15 protein-coding genes and 1 pseudogene are annotated in these 16,444 nt (G+C 65.3%); 8 read left to right on the plus strand and 8 right to left on the minus strand.

The annotated features are described in order from the left end of the window. The first annotated feature begins 88 nt into the window (after positions 1–88). The 3 genes and pseudogenes from FG93_RS14625 to FG93_RS14635 all read left to right on the plus strand — a co-directional run bounded on the left by FG93_RS14625 (position 89) and on the right by FG93_RS14635 (position 3,135). Positions 89–1,027 (plus strand): ABC transporter substrate-binding protein, encoded by a 939-nt coding sequence (locus FG93_RS14625; RefSeq protein ID WP_043235474.1) that lies wholly within the window; start codon positions 89–91, stop codon positions 1,025–1,027. Positions 1,028–1,109: 82 nt separating this feature from the next. After that, positions 1,110–2,042 (plus strand): ABC transporter substrate-binding protein, encoded by a 933-nt coding sequence (locus FG93_RS14630; RefSeq protein ID WP_043235639.1) that lies wholly within the window; start codon positions 1,110–1,112, stop codon positions 2,040–2,042. A 35-nt stretch (positions 2,043–2,077) separates the two neighbouring features. Further along, positions 2,078–3,135: pseudogene (locus tag FG93_RS14635) on the plus strand (LLM class flavin-dependent oxidoreductase). Positions 3,136–3,243: 108 nt separating this feature from the next. Here the strand turns inward: FG93_RS14635 and FG93_RS14640 are convergent. After that, complete coding sequence (locus FG93_RS14640) at positions 3,244–3,885, minus strand: NrsF family protein (RefSeq protein WP_052513772.1); 642 nt, start codon at positions 3,883–3,885, stop codon at positions 3,244–3,246. A gap of 103 nt (positions 3,886–3,988) precedes the next feature. Next, positions 3,989–4,555: a sigma-70 family RNA polymerase sigma factor gene (locus FG93_RS14645; RefSeq protein ID WP_043235642.1), complete on the minus strand. Its 567-nt coding sequence runs from the start codon at positions 4,553–4,555 to the stop codon at positions 3,989–3,991. A gap of 167 nt (positions 4,556–4,722) precedes the next feature. On the opposite strand from FG93_RS14645, the gene FG93_RS14650 reads away from it, so the two are divergent. The 5 genes from FG93_RS14650 to FG93_RS14670 all read left to right on the plus strand — a co-directional run bounded on the left by FG93_RS14650 (position 4,723) and on the right by FG93_RS14670 (position 10,522). Beyond that, positions 4,723–5,631: a PHB depolymerase family esterase gene (locus FG93_RS14650; RefSeq protein WP_161783822.1), complete on the plus strand. Its 909-nt coding sequence runs from the start codon at positions 4,723–4,725 to the stop codon at positions 5,629–5,631. A gap of 58 nt (positions 5,632–5,689) precedes the next feature. Then, the gene (locus FG93_RS14655) at positions 5,690–7,339 is read left to right on the plus strand and encodes a thiamine pyrophosphate-binding protein (protein WP_244448619.1); all 1,650 of its coding nucleotides are present in this window, start codon (positions 5,690–5,692) and stop codon (positions 7,337–7,339) included. Continuing rightward, the gene (locus FG93_RS14660) at positions 7,339–8,544 is read left to right on the plus strand and encodes an OpgC family protein (protein WP_052513775.1); all 1,206 of its coding nucleotides are present in this window, start codon (positions 7,339–7,341) and stop codon (positions 8,542–8,544) included. The genes FG93_RS14655 and FG93_RS14660 overlap by 1 nt, the downstream gene beginning before the upstream one ends. A gap of 68 nt (positions 8,545–8,612) precedes the next feature. Beyond that, on the plus strand, positions 8,613–9,998 hold the full coding sequence (locus FG93_RS14665; protein WP_043235476.1) for a tetratricopeptide repeat protein: 1,386 nt from the start codon (positions 8,613–8,615) through the stop codon (positions 9,996–9,998). Between the two features lie 23 nt (positions 9,999–10,021). Beyond that, positions 10,022–10,522, plus strand: a complete 501-nt coding sequence (locus FG93_RS14670) for a hypothetical protein (RefSeq protein ID WP_043235478.1) — start codon at positions 10,022–10,024, stop codon at positions 10,520–10,522. A 46-nt stretch (positions 10,523–10,568) separates the two neighbouring features. Here the strand turns inward: FG93_RS14670 and FG93_RS14675 are convergent, their stop codons facing one another. From FG93_RS14675 to FG93_RS14700, 6 genes are all read right to left on the minus strand, one after another. Beyond that, positions 10,569–11,522 (minus strand): BadF/BadG/BcrA/BcrD ATPase family protein, encoded by a 954-nt coding sequence (locus FG93_RS14675; RefSeq protein WP_043235480.1) that lies wholly within the window; start codon positions 11,520–11,522, stop codon positions 10,569–10,571. After that, positions 11,509–12,123 (minus strand): N-acetylmannosamine-6-phosphate 2-epimerase, encoded by a 615-nt coding sequence (locus FG93_RS14680; protein WP_244448620.1) that lies wholly within the window; start codon positions 12,121–12,123, stop codon positions 11,509–11,511. The genes FG93_RS14675 and FG93_RS14680 overlap by 14 nt, the downstream gene beginning before the upstream one ends. A 74-nt stretch (positions 12,124–12,197) precedes the next feature. Next, positions 12,198–12,977 carry a carbohydrate ABC transporter permease gene (locus FG93_RS14685; RefSeq protein WP_244448621.1) on the minus strand — a complete coding sequence of 260 codons (780 nt, stop codon included), beginning with the start codon at positions 12,975–12,977 and terminating at the stop codon, positions 12,198–12,200. Positions 12,978–13,051: 74 nt separating this feature from the next. Continuing rightward, the gene (locus FG93_RS14690) at positions 13,052–13,984 is read right to left on the minus strand and encodes a carbohydrate ABC transporter permease (RefSeq protein ID WP_043235485.1); all 933 of its coding nucleotides are present in this window, start codon (positions 13,982–13,984) and stop codon (positions 13,052–13,054) included. Positions 13,985–14,198: 214 nt separating this feature from the next. Next, positions 14,199–15,470, minus strand: a complete 1,272-nt coding sequence (locus tag FG93_RS14695) for an extracellular solute-binding protein (protein WP_043235487.1) — start codon at positions 15,468–15,470, stop codon at positions 14,199–14,201. Positions 15,471–15,501: 31 nt separating this feature from the next. After that, a complete protein-coding gene (locus FG93_RS14700) occupies positions 15,502–16,176 on the minus strand; it encodes a hypothetical protein (RefSeq protein ID WP_161783823.1) in 675 nt (224 codons plus the stop codon). Positions 16,177–16,444: the final 268 nt, after the last annotated feature.

Consider the following 16,444-nt stretch of genomic DNA (forward strand, 5'->3'; position numbering starts at 1 on the left):
CGCCTGGCCAGAATCGGAGAGCGCAGCGGGACCTGCGCTTCCCCGGATGATCCGAGCCTGTCCCGATCCCTCGCATGGAGTTTTCAGCATGGCCGCAAGGACCAGATCCCTTTCGCTCGGCTTCGGCGCACTCGCCGCCGCAGCCGCCTTCCTCACCACCCCGGCCCTTGCCCAGCAGGTCTTCGATCTCAGCCCGGAACAGCCCGGCCGCCCCCGTACGGGGAAGAATGAGGAGGTGCTCAAGCTGATCGGCAAGGACGCCAAATTCGCGAGGGATGGCGTCTTCACGGTCGCGATTGCCTCGCAGCGCTTGCCCTTCGGCGCCTATGGCACCGACACCAGGACGCTGGTCGGCTCCGAGCCCGACATCGCCCAGCTCGTCGCCGACAGTCTTGGCCGGAAGCTCGAGATCGTCAGCGTCGCCTGGGCCGACTGGCCGCTTGGCGTCGCCTCCGGCAAATACGACGCCGCGATCAGCAATGTGACCGTGACCGAGCAGCGCAAGGAGAAGTTCGACTTCTCGACCTATCGCAAGGATCTGCTCGGCTTCTACGTCAAGGCCAGCAACCCGATCACCATCAAGGAGCCGAAGGACGTGGCCGGGCTCAAGGTCATCGTCGGCTCAGGCACCAACCAGGAGCAGATCCTGCTCCGTTGGAACGAGCAGAACGTCAAACAGGGACTGAAGCCGGTCGAGGTGCAGTATTACGACGATGACGTCGTGCTCTATCTCGCGCTCGAGACCGGCCGAGCCGACGCCTATCTCGGCCCCAACGCCCTGCTCAGCTTCAAGGCCGCCCGCGAAGGCAAGACCAGGCTCGCCGGCAATTTCAGCGGCGGCTGGCCGCTGCTGGCCGAGATCGCGGTGACGACCCGCAAGGGCAACGGGCTGGCGGAAGCGATCACCCAGGCCCTCAACACCCAGATCGCCAACGGCAATTACGGCAAGGCGCTGACCCGCTGGAATCTCGGCCCCGAGGCGATCGAGAAATCCACCACCAACCCGCCTGGCTTGCCCAAGAGCTGACGCCCTTGCGCCGCCGCGCTCCAAGGCGGCGGCGCTGATGTCCTGCATCGAAGCGGCCAATTCTGGAACTGGAAAGACGATCATGATCGGACGACGGGCCATTCTCTCGCTGCTGCTTGGGGCAGCGACCTCCTGCTGGGCCTCTGCTGCCGCGTTGGCGCAGTCCTTCGATCTCGGCCCGGAGCAGCCCGGCCGGGTTCGCACCGAGCGAAATGCCGAGGCAATCAGGGCTATCCCCAAGGGCTTTGCCTTCGTCGAGCCAGGCTCGCTCACCGTCGCGATAAGCCCGAGCGGTCCGCCGCTCGCCACCTATGCGACCGATGCGAGGACCGTGGTCGGCGCCGACCCCGACTTCGCCCAGCTCATCGCCGACAGCCTCGGCCTGAAGCTCAATCTTCTGCCGATCGCCTGGGCCGACTGGCCGCTCGGGTTGGCCTCCGGCAAATACGATGCGGTGATCTCGAATGTCGGCGTCACCGAGCAGCGCAAGGAGAAATTCGACTTCTCGACCTACCGGCAAGGTCTCCACGGCTTCTACGTGAAGGCCGATAGCCCAGTGACCTCCATCAAGGAACCCAAGGACGCGGCGGGCCTGCGCATCATCGTCGGCGCCGGCACCAACCAGGAGCGCATCCTGCTCGCATGGAGCAAGCTGAATGTCGCCGCCGGGCTGAGGCCACTCGACCTGCACTATTACGACGACGAGCCAACCAAACTGATCGCGCTGCTCGCCGGCCGCGCCGACGTCATTGTCCAGCCGCATGCGCAACTGGTCTTCATTGCCGCACGCGACCGCAACATCCGGCGAGCCGGCACTCTCAGCGCCGGCTGGCCCCTCAAATCGGATGTCGCGATTACGACACGCAAGGGCAGCGGTCTCGTCGACGCGCTGACTGCCGCCACCAATGGCCTGATCGCCACCGACAAATACCGTCAGGCGCTCGCGCGCTGGGGGCTGGAGGAGGAGGCTCTGGAACGCTCCGAGACCAATCCACCAGGCTTGCCCAAATCCTGAAGCCTCCGTCCTCAATAGTGCCTTGCGAGTCCATCATGCCCGCCACTCCCCTCTCCATCAGCCGGATTGGCTTCCTGACGCCTGGGAATTACCGCGACGACGCTCCCTTGGTTGGATTGGAGGACACCCTCCAGCTCTTCGAATTCGGCGAACGGCTCGGCTTCGACAGCGCCTGGGTGCGCCAGCGTCATCTCGAACCCGCGTCTCCTCGGCCAGCGTCTTTCTGGCAGCCGCAAGCCAGCGGACCCGACGCATCGAGATCGGCTCTGCCGTTATCCAGATCGGCTACGAGAACCCCTTCCGCCTGGCCGAGGACCTGTCCCTCGTCGACGTGCTCTCGCGCGGGCGCCTCAATGTCGGCCTCAGTGCCGGACCGCCGCTGCACGCCGAGCTGCTGGGTCAGCGCTTCCTCGACGGAGACCGGACAGACGCTGATTACTCGCATCAGCGCGTTGCCCGCCTCGCAGCCAATCTAGACGGAGCCTATCTCGGCAATGACGAGACCTTCATCACATCGGCGGCGGGACGGTTGCGGCCGCGTATCCAACCGCACGCACCGGGGCTGCGCGAGCGGCTCTGGTATGGCGGAGGTTCGCTGCGCTCCGCGCGCTGGGCCGGGGAGAACGGCTTCAATCTTCTCGTCGGCAACATCAATATCGGCGAGGAGACCGACAATTTCTTCGAGGCGCAACTGCGTCAGCTCGCTCTCTATCGCAGCAGCTGGCAGGCTCCGCATCAGCCACGCATTGCGGTCGGCCGTGTCATCGTCCCGCTCGATGGGGCCGATGCAAGAACCCGCACTCGCTATCGCGATTACGCCGAGAGCCGGCATGAGCGCACGCTGAAACCGCAGGGCGAACAGCGGGCCCTGTTCGCCCCGGATCTCGTCGGCACGTCGGAGCAGATCCTGACTGAGCTGTGGCAGGACCCTGTGCTGCGCGAAGTCGGCGAGCTGCGGCTCGAACTTCCCTACAATTTCAAAGCGGAGAACTACGAGCAGATCATCGACGATTTCATTCATCTGATCGCGCCGAATCTTGGCTGGCCCGGAGTGCAGACGAACAAGCCGGACCTCGCCAGGCTGCCGGCCTGATACGGACTCTGATTGCAGCAGGTGACGTAGCCGGGCAGATGAAACCTCGCGCGGTCGGAAACGTGTACTGCGTGATGGCGATGCTCCGGCCCAAAGCCTCACGTTCCGCTACCAGCGCACGAATCGCGGAAAAGCGAGGGCCCCAACGACAGCCATGATGCCCATCGCCAGCGGATACCAGCTTGCGATGAAGGGGATCGTATCCTCCGGGCAATGCACGCTGTAGGCGATGGTCGCCAAGGCCGCGGATGCAATTCCGGCGGCTGCGCCAGTGAGGCGCAGGTCGACCGGCGCGCCTCGCCGGGCGACCGCGATCATGGCGGTGAGCGGGATCAGTCCGTAGAGAACAACGGCGATCAGGCAAGCCTGCCAGCTCCTGCCAAAGGTCAAGCTGGCCCATTCTCCGGCAGGCGCCTGGGCCAGAACGACGAGAGCCGATAGCACCGCCGCAGCGATAGGGAGCAGGATCAAGGACAGGTGTCCCCGCGGGCTGAGGCCGGGTCGCAGGCTGCGCTGGAAAGCCGCGAGCGCAATCCCGGCGACACTCGCTCCGAGCAGGAGCTTGCCGAGCACCGGCGCGGTCGCCCAGGCCCCGGCCAGATCACGCCGTGCGCCGAGCGTCAGGAGCACGGCAATCGTCGCCGCGATCATGGCGAGGAGCGCAGCAAGCCAGGTGGCGCGGCGCAGCCACCCGGTATCAACCGGCTGGTTGCTCGTGGCCATGAGGGAAATCAGCTCGTCGGTCTTCATGTCTGATCGGTCATTGCGCTCTGATGGTCAGGGATTTCGCGGCAAGCAGGCGAAAGGTTACAGGGATGGCGGCGCTCACAGTGCCGCATAGGGTGCGGACCGGTCACGGTGCATTGCGCTTGGTCAGGATCCGGGCCATGGCCCGCAGGCCGCGATGGATCGCGACCTTCGCCGCCGTCTCGGTCATGCCGGCAGCGCTTGCGGCCTCGGCGACCGAACAGCCCTGGACCTTGACCTGGTCGATCAGCTTTCGTGTCCGCTCCGGAAGGGATTGCAGGGCACGCGTCAAGTCCAACCCGGCGTCGGAGGCAACCGTGTCGGGCGCCGCCAACTGATAGGCCTCGTCATCGATCGACAGGTTGGACGCGTGCCGCCCGGAGCGGCGCAAATGATCGACAAGTTTATAGCGCGCGATCGCATGGGCCCAGGCGGTCACGGGGCTCGCCGGATCATAGCTGTGTCGGGAGAGATGCAGGGCGAGCAAGGTCTCCTGCAACACATCCTCCACCTCGCTCGGTTCGGTGCGCCCCGCCCGCGCCAGCTGATGGCGCAAATAGCCGCGCAGACGCACGCTGATCGCCTCGAGGAACACGCGATAGGCCGCCGCATCGCCGGCAAGCGCGGAGAGAAAGACGGGATGCAGCTGCGTTTCAAGATCGGCGAGAGACACGGGAAGCAGCGATTGTCCGGGCAGTGCGAGCTGGAGGCCCAATCCGTCGCATGATGGTGCAGGGCTCACAAGCCCGTGACTGGTAGATGATGACCACGCGCAGCCCCGATACGCTCGCACACGCGCAAAACGCGGCCTTTCCAGGCCTTCGCGGGAGAGCGACGAACATGGCGACAGCAGCGTGCTTCAGCCTGGCGATCACAGCGCTCGCAATGGCGCTGGTCGCGACGCTGCCACCGGCCGCCATCGCACAGGAACACGCCGGGACGGGAGAACGCCTGACGCCTTGCCCGGCCGAGGGAGGCTGCCCGGTCGAGGGCGGATTCTATCGCATCTTGCTGCCGGCGCGGGCCGCGATCGGCCCCCCGCGCGGGGCGATCATGTACTTTCACGGCTGGCAAGGCTCGGCCGAGGAGATCATGGCCGATCAGGGCCTCGTCGCGGTTGCGCGGCGCCTCGGGGTTGCCCTGATCGTCCCGGACGGGATGGAACGGACCTGGTCCTATCCCGGCTCTCCCGGGCACCATCGCGACGAATTCGCCTTTATCGGCCATGTGCTGGACGATGTCGCGCAACGCTTCCCCGTCGACCCCGACAGGATTCTGGCCAGTGGTTTCTCGCAGGGCGCATCCATGGTCTGGAATCTGGCCTGCCGGATGCCCTCGCGCTTTGCCGCTTTCGCGCCGATCGCCGGTGCGTTCTGGGAGCCACTTCCGCAGACCTGCGTCGGGCCCCGGCCCAATCTGATCTATATCCATGGCACGAGCGACACAACCGTGCCGATGGCGGGACGCCCACTCCGGTCCGGAGACAGGCAGGGCGATCTCTTCAGGAGCCTCGCGGTCCTGGCACCGGGCTGCACGTTCACCTGGGCGGGTGAGATCCGGAAGGCGCCGCGGCCGGAAGCCTTGACCTGTCGGTTGGCAACAGACTGTCCCGGGCCCGCGCGGCTGGAACTTTGCCTCCATGGCGGCGGACATATGTCCGACCCGGCCTGGGTCGAGCGGGCCTGGCAACTTGCCATGCCTCCCGAAAAGCCGACAGCCGCGGCGGGCGCCAGGCTCACTTTTCCGTGAAGCCGTAACCAGGAGCCTACCTCGCACGATCTCTCCTGCCGATGCCGAAGGAGACGCCATGCGCCAGGATACAAGCCTAACCGAGACGATGCCGAAAGCGGCGGAGGCTGCATGCGTGCGAGGCGCCGATCTGATCGCGCAGCAGCTTGCTGCCGCAGGCGCGACACACGCCTTCGGCATTCCCGGCGGCGAGATTCTGGCGCTGGTCGATGCGCTGGAACGTGCCGGCATCCGCTTCCTGCTCGCCAAGCACGAGAATGCGGCGGGTTTCATGGCTGAAGGACTGTGGCACGCGACAGGCGCCTTGCCAGTGCTGGTCGCCACACTGGGCCCCGGCGTCGCCAATGCCGTCAATGTCGTCGCCAATGCCCGGCAGGACCGCGTCCCTCTGATCTTCATCACCGGCTGCGTCGATCAGGCCCTGGCTGAAAGCTACACGCACCAGATCTTCGACCATCAGGCCGTGCTGCGGCCGCTGGTGAAGGCGAGCTTTCGCGCCGCGCAGGGCACCGAGGATCTGGTGGTGCAGAAGGCTCTCTCCATCGCCAGGAGCGGTCGCCCCGGCCCTGTCCATATCGATCTGCCAATCGCGGTCGCCGAGGCGAAGACGGCCCAGCGCGCAGTCCAGACCGTAAAGCCTCCCTGCAACAGCGCTCCCGCCGATCTCGGTCCTGCACGCGAGATGATCGCGACCGCGAAGAGGCCGCTGGTCATCGCCGGGCTCGACCTGGTCAACGAAGGCGCCGCCGCCGCACTCGATCTGTTCCTCGCCCGGACCGGCGCCCCGCTGCTCACCACCTACAAGGCCAAGGGTCTGGTGCCGGAAAGCGATCCGCGCGTGATCGGCGGAGTCGGCTTGTCGCCGAAGGCCGAAGCGCTGGCACGACCGCTGCTGGACGAGGCCGACCTCATCGTGCTCGCCGGCTATGACCCGATCGAAATGCGCCAGGGCTGGCGCAATCCCTGGCCTCCGGCCAAGCGCGTGATCGACATCGTCGCCGAGGATGTCGGCCACGGCATGCACAGCGCGACGCTGCTCCTCGAAGGTCATGTCGGCACCATCCTGTCGCGGCTCAGCGAAGGAGCGATGCCACAGGGCACCTGGCCGGACGGGCGCCCCGCCGCCATCCGCAGGGCGCTCAGGGAGGCCTTCGCTCCGCCATCGGACTGGGGGCCCCATGCCGTCTTCGACATCCTGCGCGAGGTCGCACCGGCGGGAACCATCGTCACGGCCGATTCCGGTGCGCATCGGATTCTGCTCAGCCAGATGTGGCGCAGCGACGGGCCGCGCCGCCTGCTGCAGTCGACCGGGCTCTGCACGATGGGTTGCGCGCTGCCTCTGGCGACTGGCGCGGCGCTCGGCACGGGACGGTCCGCACTTTGCTTCGTCGGTGATGCCGGCCTCGAAATGGTCCTGGGTGAGCTCGCAACCCTGCGCGATCTGGCGCTTCCGGTCGTCCTCGTCGTCCTTGTCGATGAGAGCCTTGGCCTCATTGCGCTGAAACAGCGCCAGCTTGGCCTGGCCCGCGCCGGGGTCGACTTTGGCGGCACCGATTTCGCGGCGATTGCCTGCGCGATGGGCGGCACCGGCGGCACGATCTCGAACCCTGACAGCCTCAGGCGCGAGGCGAGCGCCGCATTCCAGCGCAGTGGTTTCACCGTGCTCGCATGCAGGATCGATGCAGGCAACTACCAAGGGGCTTTCTGATGAGCACGCTTCAACAGAAGGCGGGCAAACGCCCGCGCGATGAACGGCTCGACCTCTTCCGGGGCCTGACAATGCTGATCATCTTCGTCGCGCATTGGCCGCAGAACAGCTGGAACGCCTTCATCCCTGCTCGCTTCGGCTTCTCGTCAGGCGCCGAACTCTTCGTCTTTTGTTCCGGCGTCGCCAGCGCACTCGCCTTCGGCGGCGTTTTTGTTCGCCGCGGCCTGCTGCTCGGAACCGCGCGCATCATGCTGCGCATCTGGCAGGTCTATTGGGCGCAGCTCGGCCTCGTTCTGGCGCTGATCGCACTCGCCGCGCTGCTCGACCACAGTTTCGGCCTTGGCCTGGTCGCGTCCCAATTCGCGCCGCTCCTGAGCGCCCCGGAAACGGCACTGCTCGGCCTTGCGACGCTGACCTGGCAGCCGGATTACCTCGACATCCTGCCGATGTACCTGGTGATCCTGGCGCTGGTTCCGGTGGCCATGGCGCTGCACCGGATCAATGCTGCCCTGCCCTTCCTGATGGTGGCGCTGCTTTATGGGCTCGCCTGGGCGACCGACCTCAATCTTCCCGGCAATCCCTGGAACGGCGCCGGCTGGTTCCTGAACCCCTTCGCCTGGCAGCTCATCTTCTTCATCGGTTTCTTCATCGGGATGAAATGGTTGCCGGTGCCACGACTTGGCGAGCACAGGCTGATGCTCGCCGCCGGCGTCTTCCTGCTCCTTTCCGTGCCGTTCTCCTTCTGGGGCTTCCTGGAGCACTGGCCGGCAATGCAGGCGCTGCGCGACCTGATCCTGCCCGCGAGCGAGAAGAGCAATCTGCACATCCTGCGCGTGCTGCATTTCCTGGCACTGGCCTATCTCGTGCTCAGTCTGATCGACCCCTGGCGCCGGAATCTCGATCAGGGCGTTGGCCACTTGCTCATCCTGATCGGGCGGCAATCGCTCGCCGCCTTCCTTGCCAGCGTCGTATTGGCACGGCTCGCCGGCACAGCAGCCGATATGCTGGGCCGGAGCGAGTTGAGCATGGCGCTGCTCAATCTCGCCGGCTTTGCGGCAATCCTCGGCGTCACGGTTGTCGTCGGCTGGTTCAAGAGCACACCGTGGGCTGGTCCCGCTGCGCCAGCGAAGGCTGAACCGCAACGGCTGGACGAGACGGAAACGCCCAAGCACGGCCTGCCAACACGGGTCCGTGAAGCGAGTTGATCGCCGCTTGATCGCTCGCCAGCGAACTCCCCGAAGATGCCCTTCATGGGCTCGAACGGAGTGGCCTCATGTATCATGATCTCTCAGGCGAGCGCGTCACAGTCGCGAACGACGCTGCACGCCTCGCCTGGAACGACACGCTCGAAGCCGTGCTGGCCCATGCTGCCGCGACGCCCGAACATCTCGCCCGCACGCTGGCAGCGGATCCGGATTTCGCGCTGGCTCATGCAGCCAAAGGCCTGATGCTGCTCTCGCTTGCCAGGTCCGAATTGCTCGGACCGGCACGCGACTGCCTCATCAAGGCCCAGGCGGCCATCGCGTTGCGCCCCGTCACGCGGCGCGAGTGCATGCTGGCCGAGGCGCTGGCGTTCTGGCTGGCCGATGCGCCGCGTCTGGCCGCCGAGCGCCTGGAAGCGATCCTGGAGGCCCATCCCCTCGATGTTCTGGCGCTGAAACTCTCTCATGGCCTGCGCTTCATGCTCGGTGATCAGGCCGAGATGCTGGCCTGCCTGCGCCGCGCCGCGCCGGGTTTCACCGGAAGCCACCCGCTCGCCGGCTATGTCCATGGCTGCTACGCCTTCGCACTCGAAGAGCAGGGCTTCTATGCCGAGGCGGAGCACGCGGGCCGCCGTGCCGTGACCCTGGCCCCGCGCGATGCCTGGGGCCGCCACGCCGTCGCGCATGTGCTGGAAATGACCGGCCGCGCCGACGAGGGCATCGCATGGCTCGGGAATCCCCGGAACTGGTCCCATGCCAATAACCTGCGCTTCCACATCGTCTGGCACCTCGCGCTGTTCCGGCTGGAGCGCGGCGAGACTGCCGAGGTTCTGCGCCTCTATGACATCGATATCCGGGGCGAGCCCACCGATGATTATCGCGACATCGCCAATGGCGCCTCGCTGCTCGCCCGGCTCGAATATGCCGGAGTCGATGTCGGGACGCGTTGGGAGGAACTGGCCGCACTCGCCGAGGGGCGGATCGATGATGGCCGCCTCGTCTTTGCCGACCTGCACTATGCCCTCTCATTGCTCGGCGCCGGGCATGCAAGCGGCGCGGTGGCGATTGCCCGCACGCTCGTCGAGGATGGTCGGGCGCATCGAAGCAGCGAGCGCAGGCAGGCGGCTCGCAATGGCGCCCTCGCGGCTTTCGGCCTGCTCGCCTTCCACGAAGGCGACTATGCCGAGGCGGCGAGGTTGCTGGGCGCCGCGCGCAACGGACTGGTCGTGATTGGCGGCAGCCATGCTCAGCGCGACCTCTTCGAGCAAGCCCATATCGAAAGCCTGATCCGCTCGGGCAGCCATGAGCGCGCAGCCCAGCTTCTCGGCGAACGCATCACGAAACGCGGCGGCTCCAACCTCTTCGCCGCGCGCCGGCTGGCGCTGCTGCGCAATCGGCCGGCCGCCCGCACCGCCGCGCTTGCCGTCGCGGCGACTCCACTCGCGCTCGCCCATTGAACGCCGCCACAGGAAAAGCAGCCATGATCACCACCACCCTGCCCCGGACGCTCAGCCTTCCATCAGGGCGCACAATCGCGAACCTCGCCCTTGGCGGCTTTGCCGGGCTTGGCTTCTGGGAACTGTTCTCGGCCGTCCCGACCGCGTGGTTCGCCGAATTCCCGCTGGAGCCGCCGGAACTGGTGAAGTCGCTGTTTTCCCACCAGCTCGGCCTGGCGATTTCGACGCCGGTCGCGAAGCTGCTGCATTTCCTCACGGGCTTCCTGTTCTACCCGCTCGGCTATTACGCGCTGACGCGCTTTGTGAAGAGTTTTGGCATGCCGGCCGATGGCTGGATCTGGGGGGTGATCACCTATTTCATCGCGCTCGGCTTCTTCGCGCCTCTTGCCGGTCAGGCCTTCCTTCTCACCGACGTGCCGCGCCTCTCCCTCATGAGCCTGATTGGGCACGCGACCTATGGCTACCTTGCTGCCTTCGTCTTCGAGCAACTCGAAGCGTCTTCTATGCCGGTTCGTTTCCGCTGAGCACCGCACTCCGGGTCTTGCCGATGGCCGCGCACACGACGCAGTTTCAACGCCCTGTGCCCGGCTCTCCACGACCAGGATTTGCAGCGAACTCAACGGCCAGTCGCGCGGCGACCGCCGGCACATCGGGGCTGGCATCGGCGAGGCGCACCGGCGGCGCGACCGCGGCCGCGAAACTCTCGGCAATGGCTGGCGAGAGCGTGATCGCGCGGCCGGCCAGAGCCACCGGCTTGAGGCCGACACGCCCGCGCAGTGCCAGAGCGAGGCGGGCGAGTTCCTGTCCTGCCCGCGCAAAGATCCGTTGCGCCTCGGGATCCCCGGCCTCGTCGGCAGCGCCTACAGCGCGGGCCAAGAGCCCCAGGCTGCCGCGGTCGCCTCCATAGATGGAGACGCGGGCCGCATCCCAGGAGCTTCCGCCAACAGCTTCGGAGAGCGCCCGGCCGATCAGGGTGCTCCAGCCGGAACCGGGCACCTCATCTTCGCGCCGCAGGACGAACCGCAACGCTTCCGTCGCGATCCAAGTCGCCGCCCCCCCATCGTCGACCAGCACGCCGTACCCGCCGGCCCGCATGATCTCGCCGCCTGCCGTGAGGTGGTAGCCGATGGAGCCGGTACCGGCATAGATGACGATGCCCTCACCGGGCGCAAAGCGGGCGCGGTAACCGAGCCACATGTCGTCTACGACAAGCACGGATTTCTCAACGCATTGGAACACGTCCGCGAGCATCCGCGTGAAGAGAGCCGTCGTCTGAGAAGCGGATCCAATGCCCGTGACGCCCGCCACGATGGCACTGGGCCGGCCATGGTCTGCGAGTTGAGCCGCAAGATCCGCAAAGATGCTTCGGACGCGCTCGTGGTCCGCCTCGCTGAAGACATGGCCCGTCATCGGCGCCACGTCGCCTCGTGCCATGACCTCGCCGGCTGCGGAGACGAGGCACCAGCGCGATGCCGTCCCGCCCGTCTCGATGCCCAGGCCCAGCGGAGGCTCAAATCCGGGCATGTGCGACGAAACGGCGGGTGATTTCACGAGGGTTGGTGATGGCCGTGCCAACGACCACGGCATGCGCACCGGCCGCGAAGGCCGTATCGAGCTGCTCTGGCCGCTCGAAACGCCCCTCGGCCACGATCGGTGTCGATATGGCGCCAGCGAGAGCGGAAATCAGGGCGATATCCGGCCCCGTCGCCTTCAACGCAGCGGTTTCATCGGTGTAACCAGACAAAGTCGTGGCAATGTAGTCGGCGCCAAGCCCGGCCGCCCGCACGCCGTCCTCGAATGTCGCGCAATCCGCGAAGACGGGCTTGCCCAGCTCCCCGCGGATGCGCGCGATCAGGACCTCGAGCGGTTCGCCATCGCGGGGCCTGTCGGTTGCATCGAGCGCGATGATGTCGGCACCTGCGGCGGCAATCAGCGTGGCAGCGGCGAAATCGGGCGTGATGTAGACGGGGAAGCGATCGTCCCAGCGCTTGAGGATGCCGATGATCGGCAGATTGCTGACCGCACGGATCGCAGCGATATCGGCAGCGCCATTGGCACGCAGGGCCAGCGCGCCGCCATGCTCGGCCGCCTGCGCCATCGCCGCCATGAAAATCGGCCCATGCAACGGGTTATCCGCCCGCGCCTGGCAGGACACGGCGAGGCTGCCGGGCGGTATCAGGTTATGATTGGTTGCAAGTGTCACTTTACCGCCCCCGCGGTCATGCCCCGGATGAACTGGCGCGACATCACGATGTAGATGATGGTCAGCGGCAGGGCTGCGATGGTGAGGCCGGCAAACAGCATGCCCCAGTCGGTGGTATATTCGCCCATGAACACCGACAGGCCCTGAGGCAGGGTCTTGCGTGAATCAGTCTGGATGAAGACGAGCGGGAAGAAGAAATCATTCCAGGTCGGCACGGCATTCTGAATCGCGGAGATGACCATCGGCGGCACGGACAGCGGCAGCATGATGGACAGCATGATCCGCGGCTCGGACGCCCCGTCGATGCGTGCAGCCTCCTCGAGTTCCGTCGGCAGCGTCCGCAGGAAACCGGTCATGATGAAGATCGTCGAGGGCAGGCCCATCGCCGTATAGATCAGGATGAGGCCGAAACGGGTGTCGAGCAGGCCGAAATCGCGCATCTGCAGGAAGAGCGGGATCACCGCGAGCTTCAAGGGCAGCATCAGGCCGGCCAGGAAGAACATGAAGATGGCCGAATTGCCGGGAAAATCGTAGCGCGCGAGCGCATAGGCACCCATCGTACCGAGCAGCAGGATCAGCGCGATGGACGAGCCGGTGATGAGCACCGAGTTGATGAAGTAACCCGGCAGGCTTGTCTCGCCCCAGATGCGGGTGAAATTCGCAACATAGGTGAAATCAGGAACGGCAAACGGTGCGTCGAAGATCTCCCCCGTCGTCTTGAAGGCCGAGAACACCATGATGACGATCGGGTAGAGCATCAGGACGGAGTTGCCCACGAGCAGCGCCGCGGCAATCAGACTGCCGGGGCTGCTGCGCGGGAATAGTGGGTCCGGACTTTGGGCCATTGCCGTCACAGCGCAATCTCCCGGCGGCGCAGATACTGGGTGATGAGCGTGGCGACGACCGCGATGAACATGAACATCAAGACGGCAAGCGCATTGCCGTGCCCGAAATCCTGAAGGCCTCCGCTCTGGTTGCCGAAAGCAGTGCGGTAGAAATAGAGCCCAAGCACATCCGTGGAACCGTAGGGCGAGCCGTCAAGCCCTGCCATGATGTAGGGCAGCTCGAACCAGTTGAACGCGCCGATGAAGAGCAGCGTGAGTGTGATGGTCGTGGAAGGTGCAACCAATGGCCAGACGACGCGGGTGAGCATCTGCCAGCTGCTGCAGCCGTCGAGCTTGGCAGCTTCGAGGATTTCACGGGGAATGCGCTGCATTCCGGCCAGATAGACCAGGGCGGGAAACCCGACCCAATGCCAGGCATTGGCCATGACGAGCGCGGGCAGCGCCGTCGTTTCCTGCCCGAGCCAGGGCTGGCGTAGCGCGCCGAGCCCGATCATGTCGAGCAGCTGATTGATGAGGCCGAAATTGGGATCGAGGAAGAGCTTCCACAGGAAACCGACCAGGACGGTGGACAGGATCACCGGCATGAAGATCGCGATCCGGTGAAAGCGGAAGCCGAACGGCTCCCGATAGATGAACCAGGCGAGCAGGAATCCGGCGGTGTTCTGCACCACGAAAAGCGCGAAGAAGACGAAGAGGTTGTGCCGGAAGGCCCGCCAGGTCAGCGCCGCGAAATGATCACCGAACAGGACATCGCTGAAATTCTGCAGGCCGACGAATTCTCCCTGCGCCATCCCCTCCCAGCGATAGAAGGCCGAGCTGAGCGCCAGCAGCAGCGGCCAGACGACGAAGGTCAGCATCATCGCCATCGGCGGCACGATGAGAAACGCGATCCAGGCCGCGCGCTTGCGCCTCTCGCGGCTTCGATAATCCGTCTTCATGAGACCTGGCCTGTTGAAGCAGCGCACTAAAGCATCGGCCCGAAAAGTGGATTGCGGTTTTCGGGGCAAAGCCGATGCAATCATAGAAGGTTAGATCATCGGACCGGATACGATATCCGATCCGATGATCTAAGGGGGAAGCCCGGCGCGCCTGTCCAAGCGCATGGTCGGGCTCTCCCGGCCATGCGCATCATGAGCGCTGCAGCCCCGGGGCTTACTTCTTGAAAGGCGCGTAGTAGGTCGCGATGCCCTTCGTGACCTCCGCACCGACCTCGGCAGGGGTCGCCTTGCCCGCCAGCATCTTCTGCACGCCGGACTGCAGCAGCACCGAGCCCGTCGGCTCCTGATAGCGGAAGTTGACCAGCATGATGTAGGACATCGCCTGCTGGTTGAGCACCGCGACCTCCTTCAGCAACGGGTTCTCGAACTTCACGCCCTTGATCGGCGAGATGTTCTGAAGATCGTTCGAGAAGGCGGTGCCGAATTCAGGCGTACCGAGGAAACGCAGGAACTTGAGCGCTGCATCCTTCTTCTTCGACGCAGCGTTGATCGCGTAGCCGCCATCGTAATAGAGCGCGACCAGCCGTTCATCCCCGGTCTTGGCGACCGGCGAGGCGAAAATCCCCAGTTTCAGCTTGGGATTCTGGCGCAGAAAATTGGCGAGCTCGAACGAGCCGCCGGCAAACATCGCTGCGCGCCCGGCTGCGAAGAATTGCTGTGACGCGGCATAATCCACGCCCGAGAAATTCGGGGCGAAGTAATCCTTCAGCTCGTTCAGCTTGGTAAGTGCCCCAACGAAGCGCGGATCGGTGAAGTCGGCCTTGCCGGCGAGCACGTCCTGCTCGAACTGCTTGCCGATCTGGGAGGAGAGCAAGGCGCCGACGATGGTCTCGTTCTGCCAGGAGGTGGCGGTGCCATTGCCGAAGGGGGTGATGCCCTTCTCCTTCAGCGTCTTCGAAACGGCGACGAGTTCGTCCCATGTCGCGGGGGGCGTGACGCCGGCCTTCTCGAACAGATCCTTGTTGTAGATGATCAGCATGGTCTGCGAGGCGAAGGGCACCGCATAGAGCTTGCCGTCCGAACGCATGGTCTCCGCCGCCACCGCCGAAGCGGGGAAATTGTCGAACTCGGGTACCATCGTCTTGTCGAGCGGCACGAGATAGTCCGGCTTGCCGACGCCGAGGGTACCATAGGCGCGCACCTGCACGATGTCCGGCCCCGTGCCGCCGGCAAGAGCGGTCGACAGGACGGTCGGGTAGTTCGCAGCCTCGAAGGCCTCGAACTTCACATTGATGTCTGGATGAATCTTGCGGAACGACTCGATGAACTTGGCGTAGGCTGCCTTGTCTTCCTGGCGCCAGCTCCACAGCGTGAGATCCTCCGCCTGCACCGGTGCCGCAAGGACAGTCGCGGCGGCGAAAGCCGTCAGGGCAAGCTTGCCAAGCGCCCGCCTCAAGATGGATCTGGTCAGAATCCCGGCCAACATGTTTGCTCTCCCTCGTTGAATGGCACGTTTGTTATTGTTGGATGAATTCGGCCGCCGGCAGGCCCGGCATCACGACGAGCGCCGTGGCATCATCGTGAATTTTGACGCGGTTGAACCGTTCCGTCCGTGGATCTCCGCTCTCGAGTCGGCGCAGTTCTGCGACGAGCGCCGCCGCGCCCTCGCTCACCACCGCCTGCATGAGACCAGCCTCGTCGTAGCGTTTCAAGACATCGACCAGGCGCATGAACCCGTCGGAAGCCAGCAGCACCGTCGCCGTTGGAGACACGGTCGCGATGAAGGAACGCACCCCCCGTCGCCACGAAAGCACGGGATGAACAGCCCAGTAGCCGTCCGGTTTGTTCAGGAAACGGCGGTTCTCGTGAATCTGCGCCAGAGCGGGGGCTGAAATCGGCTCACCTTCAGGCCGCGGGCCGGTTCCGGCTGCTGCGATTGTCCGGGCCTCGAAGGGGCCCGCCGAAGGGTCCGTCCAGCGCTCCATGCGCTCGCCATCGAGAATGATGATCGACACATCGCCGATCACCGCGCCCTCGATACGACAGGATTGCCCCACGGCCGATAAGCGCAAAAGACCTAGGACAGCTGAAGGCCCCTCTCCTCCGACGCGCTCGGGCTGACCGTCACCCAACATCGCATAGTCTCGGGCGAGGGTTGTCTCGAGAGTTGCCGCGATCTCGGAAAGCGGCACTTCTTCACGCGCGGCGGAGCGCAGAATCTCATCGACACGCTGCGCGAACCAGGTTCCTTCCGACTGATGCTCCGTTCTGGACGCCCCTGAGAAGAAGGCCGAGCCGTCGATGATCCAGGCATGCGAGCCGGCAGATCCCGCCATGTCCTCGTTGAAGGGCGCACTGCCCTTGATGCTGACCTGCGACAGGATGCGCCAGCCGACCGACGCCTTCGGAACAGCACATATAGCGGGACGTTCTGCGGACCCTGAAAAAGACCCCTCGCCT

The organism is Allobosea sp. LC85 (genome assembly GCF_000735605.1).
Classification (GTDB): Bacteria; Pseudomonadota; Alphaproteobacteria; order Rhizobiales; family Beijerinckiaceae; genus Allobosea.

What these genes read in the sequence shown, in the direction of transcription:
- FG93_RS14695 (WP_043235487.1), bottom strand. Translation starts at nt 15,470, where the DNA reads ATGTTGGCCGGGATTCTGACCAGATCCATCTTGAGGCGGGCGCTTGGC.
- FG93_RS14630 (WP_043235639.1), top strand. Translation starts at nt 1,110, where the DNA reads ATGATCGGACGACGGGCCATTCTCTCGCTGCTGCTTGGGGCAGCGACC.
- FG93_RS14665 (WP_043235476.1), top strand. Translation starts at nt 8,613, where the DNA reads ATGTATCATGATCTCTCAGGCGAGCGCGTCACAGTCGCGAACGACGCT.
- FG93_RS14625 (WP_043235474.1), top strand. Translation starts at nt 89, where the DNA reads ATGGCCGCAAGGACCAGATCCCTTTCGCTCGGCTTCGGCGCACTCGCC.
- FG93_RS14690 (WP_043235485.1), bottom strand. Translation starts at nt 13,984, where the DNA reads ATGAAGACGGATTATCGAAGCCGCGAGAGGCGCAAGCGCGCGGCCTGG.
- FG93_RS14675 (WP_043235480.1), bottom strand. Translation starts at nt 11,522, where the DNA reads ATGCCCGGATTTGAGCCTCCGCTGGGCCTGGGCATCGAGACGGGCGGG.
- FG93_RS14660 (WP_052513775.1), top strand. Translation starts at nt 7,339, where the DNA reads ATGAGCACGCTTCAACAGAAGGCGGGCAAACGCCCGCGCGATGAACGG.
- FG93_RS14650 (WP_161783822.1), top strand. Translation starts at nt 4,723, where the DNA reads ATGGCGACAGCAGCGTGCTTCAGCCTGGCGATCACAGCGCTCGCAATG.
- FG93_RS14640 (WP_052513772.1), bottom strand. Translation starts at nt 3,885, where the DNA reads ATGAAGACCGACGAGCTGATTTCCCTCATGGCCACGAGCAACCAGCCG.
- FG93_RS14655 (WP_244448619.1), top strand. Translation starts at nt 5,690, where the DNA reads ATGCGCCAGGATACAAGCCTAACCGAGACGATGCCGAAAGCGGCGGAG.
- FG93_RS14670 (WP_043235478.1), top strand. Translation starts at nt 10,022, where the DNA reads ATGATCACCACCACCCTGCCCCGGACGCTCAGCCTTCCATCAGGGCGC.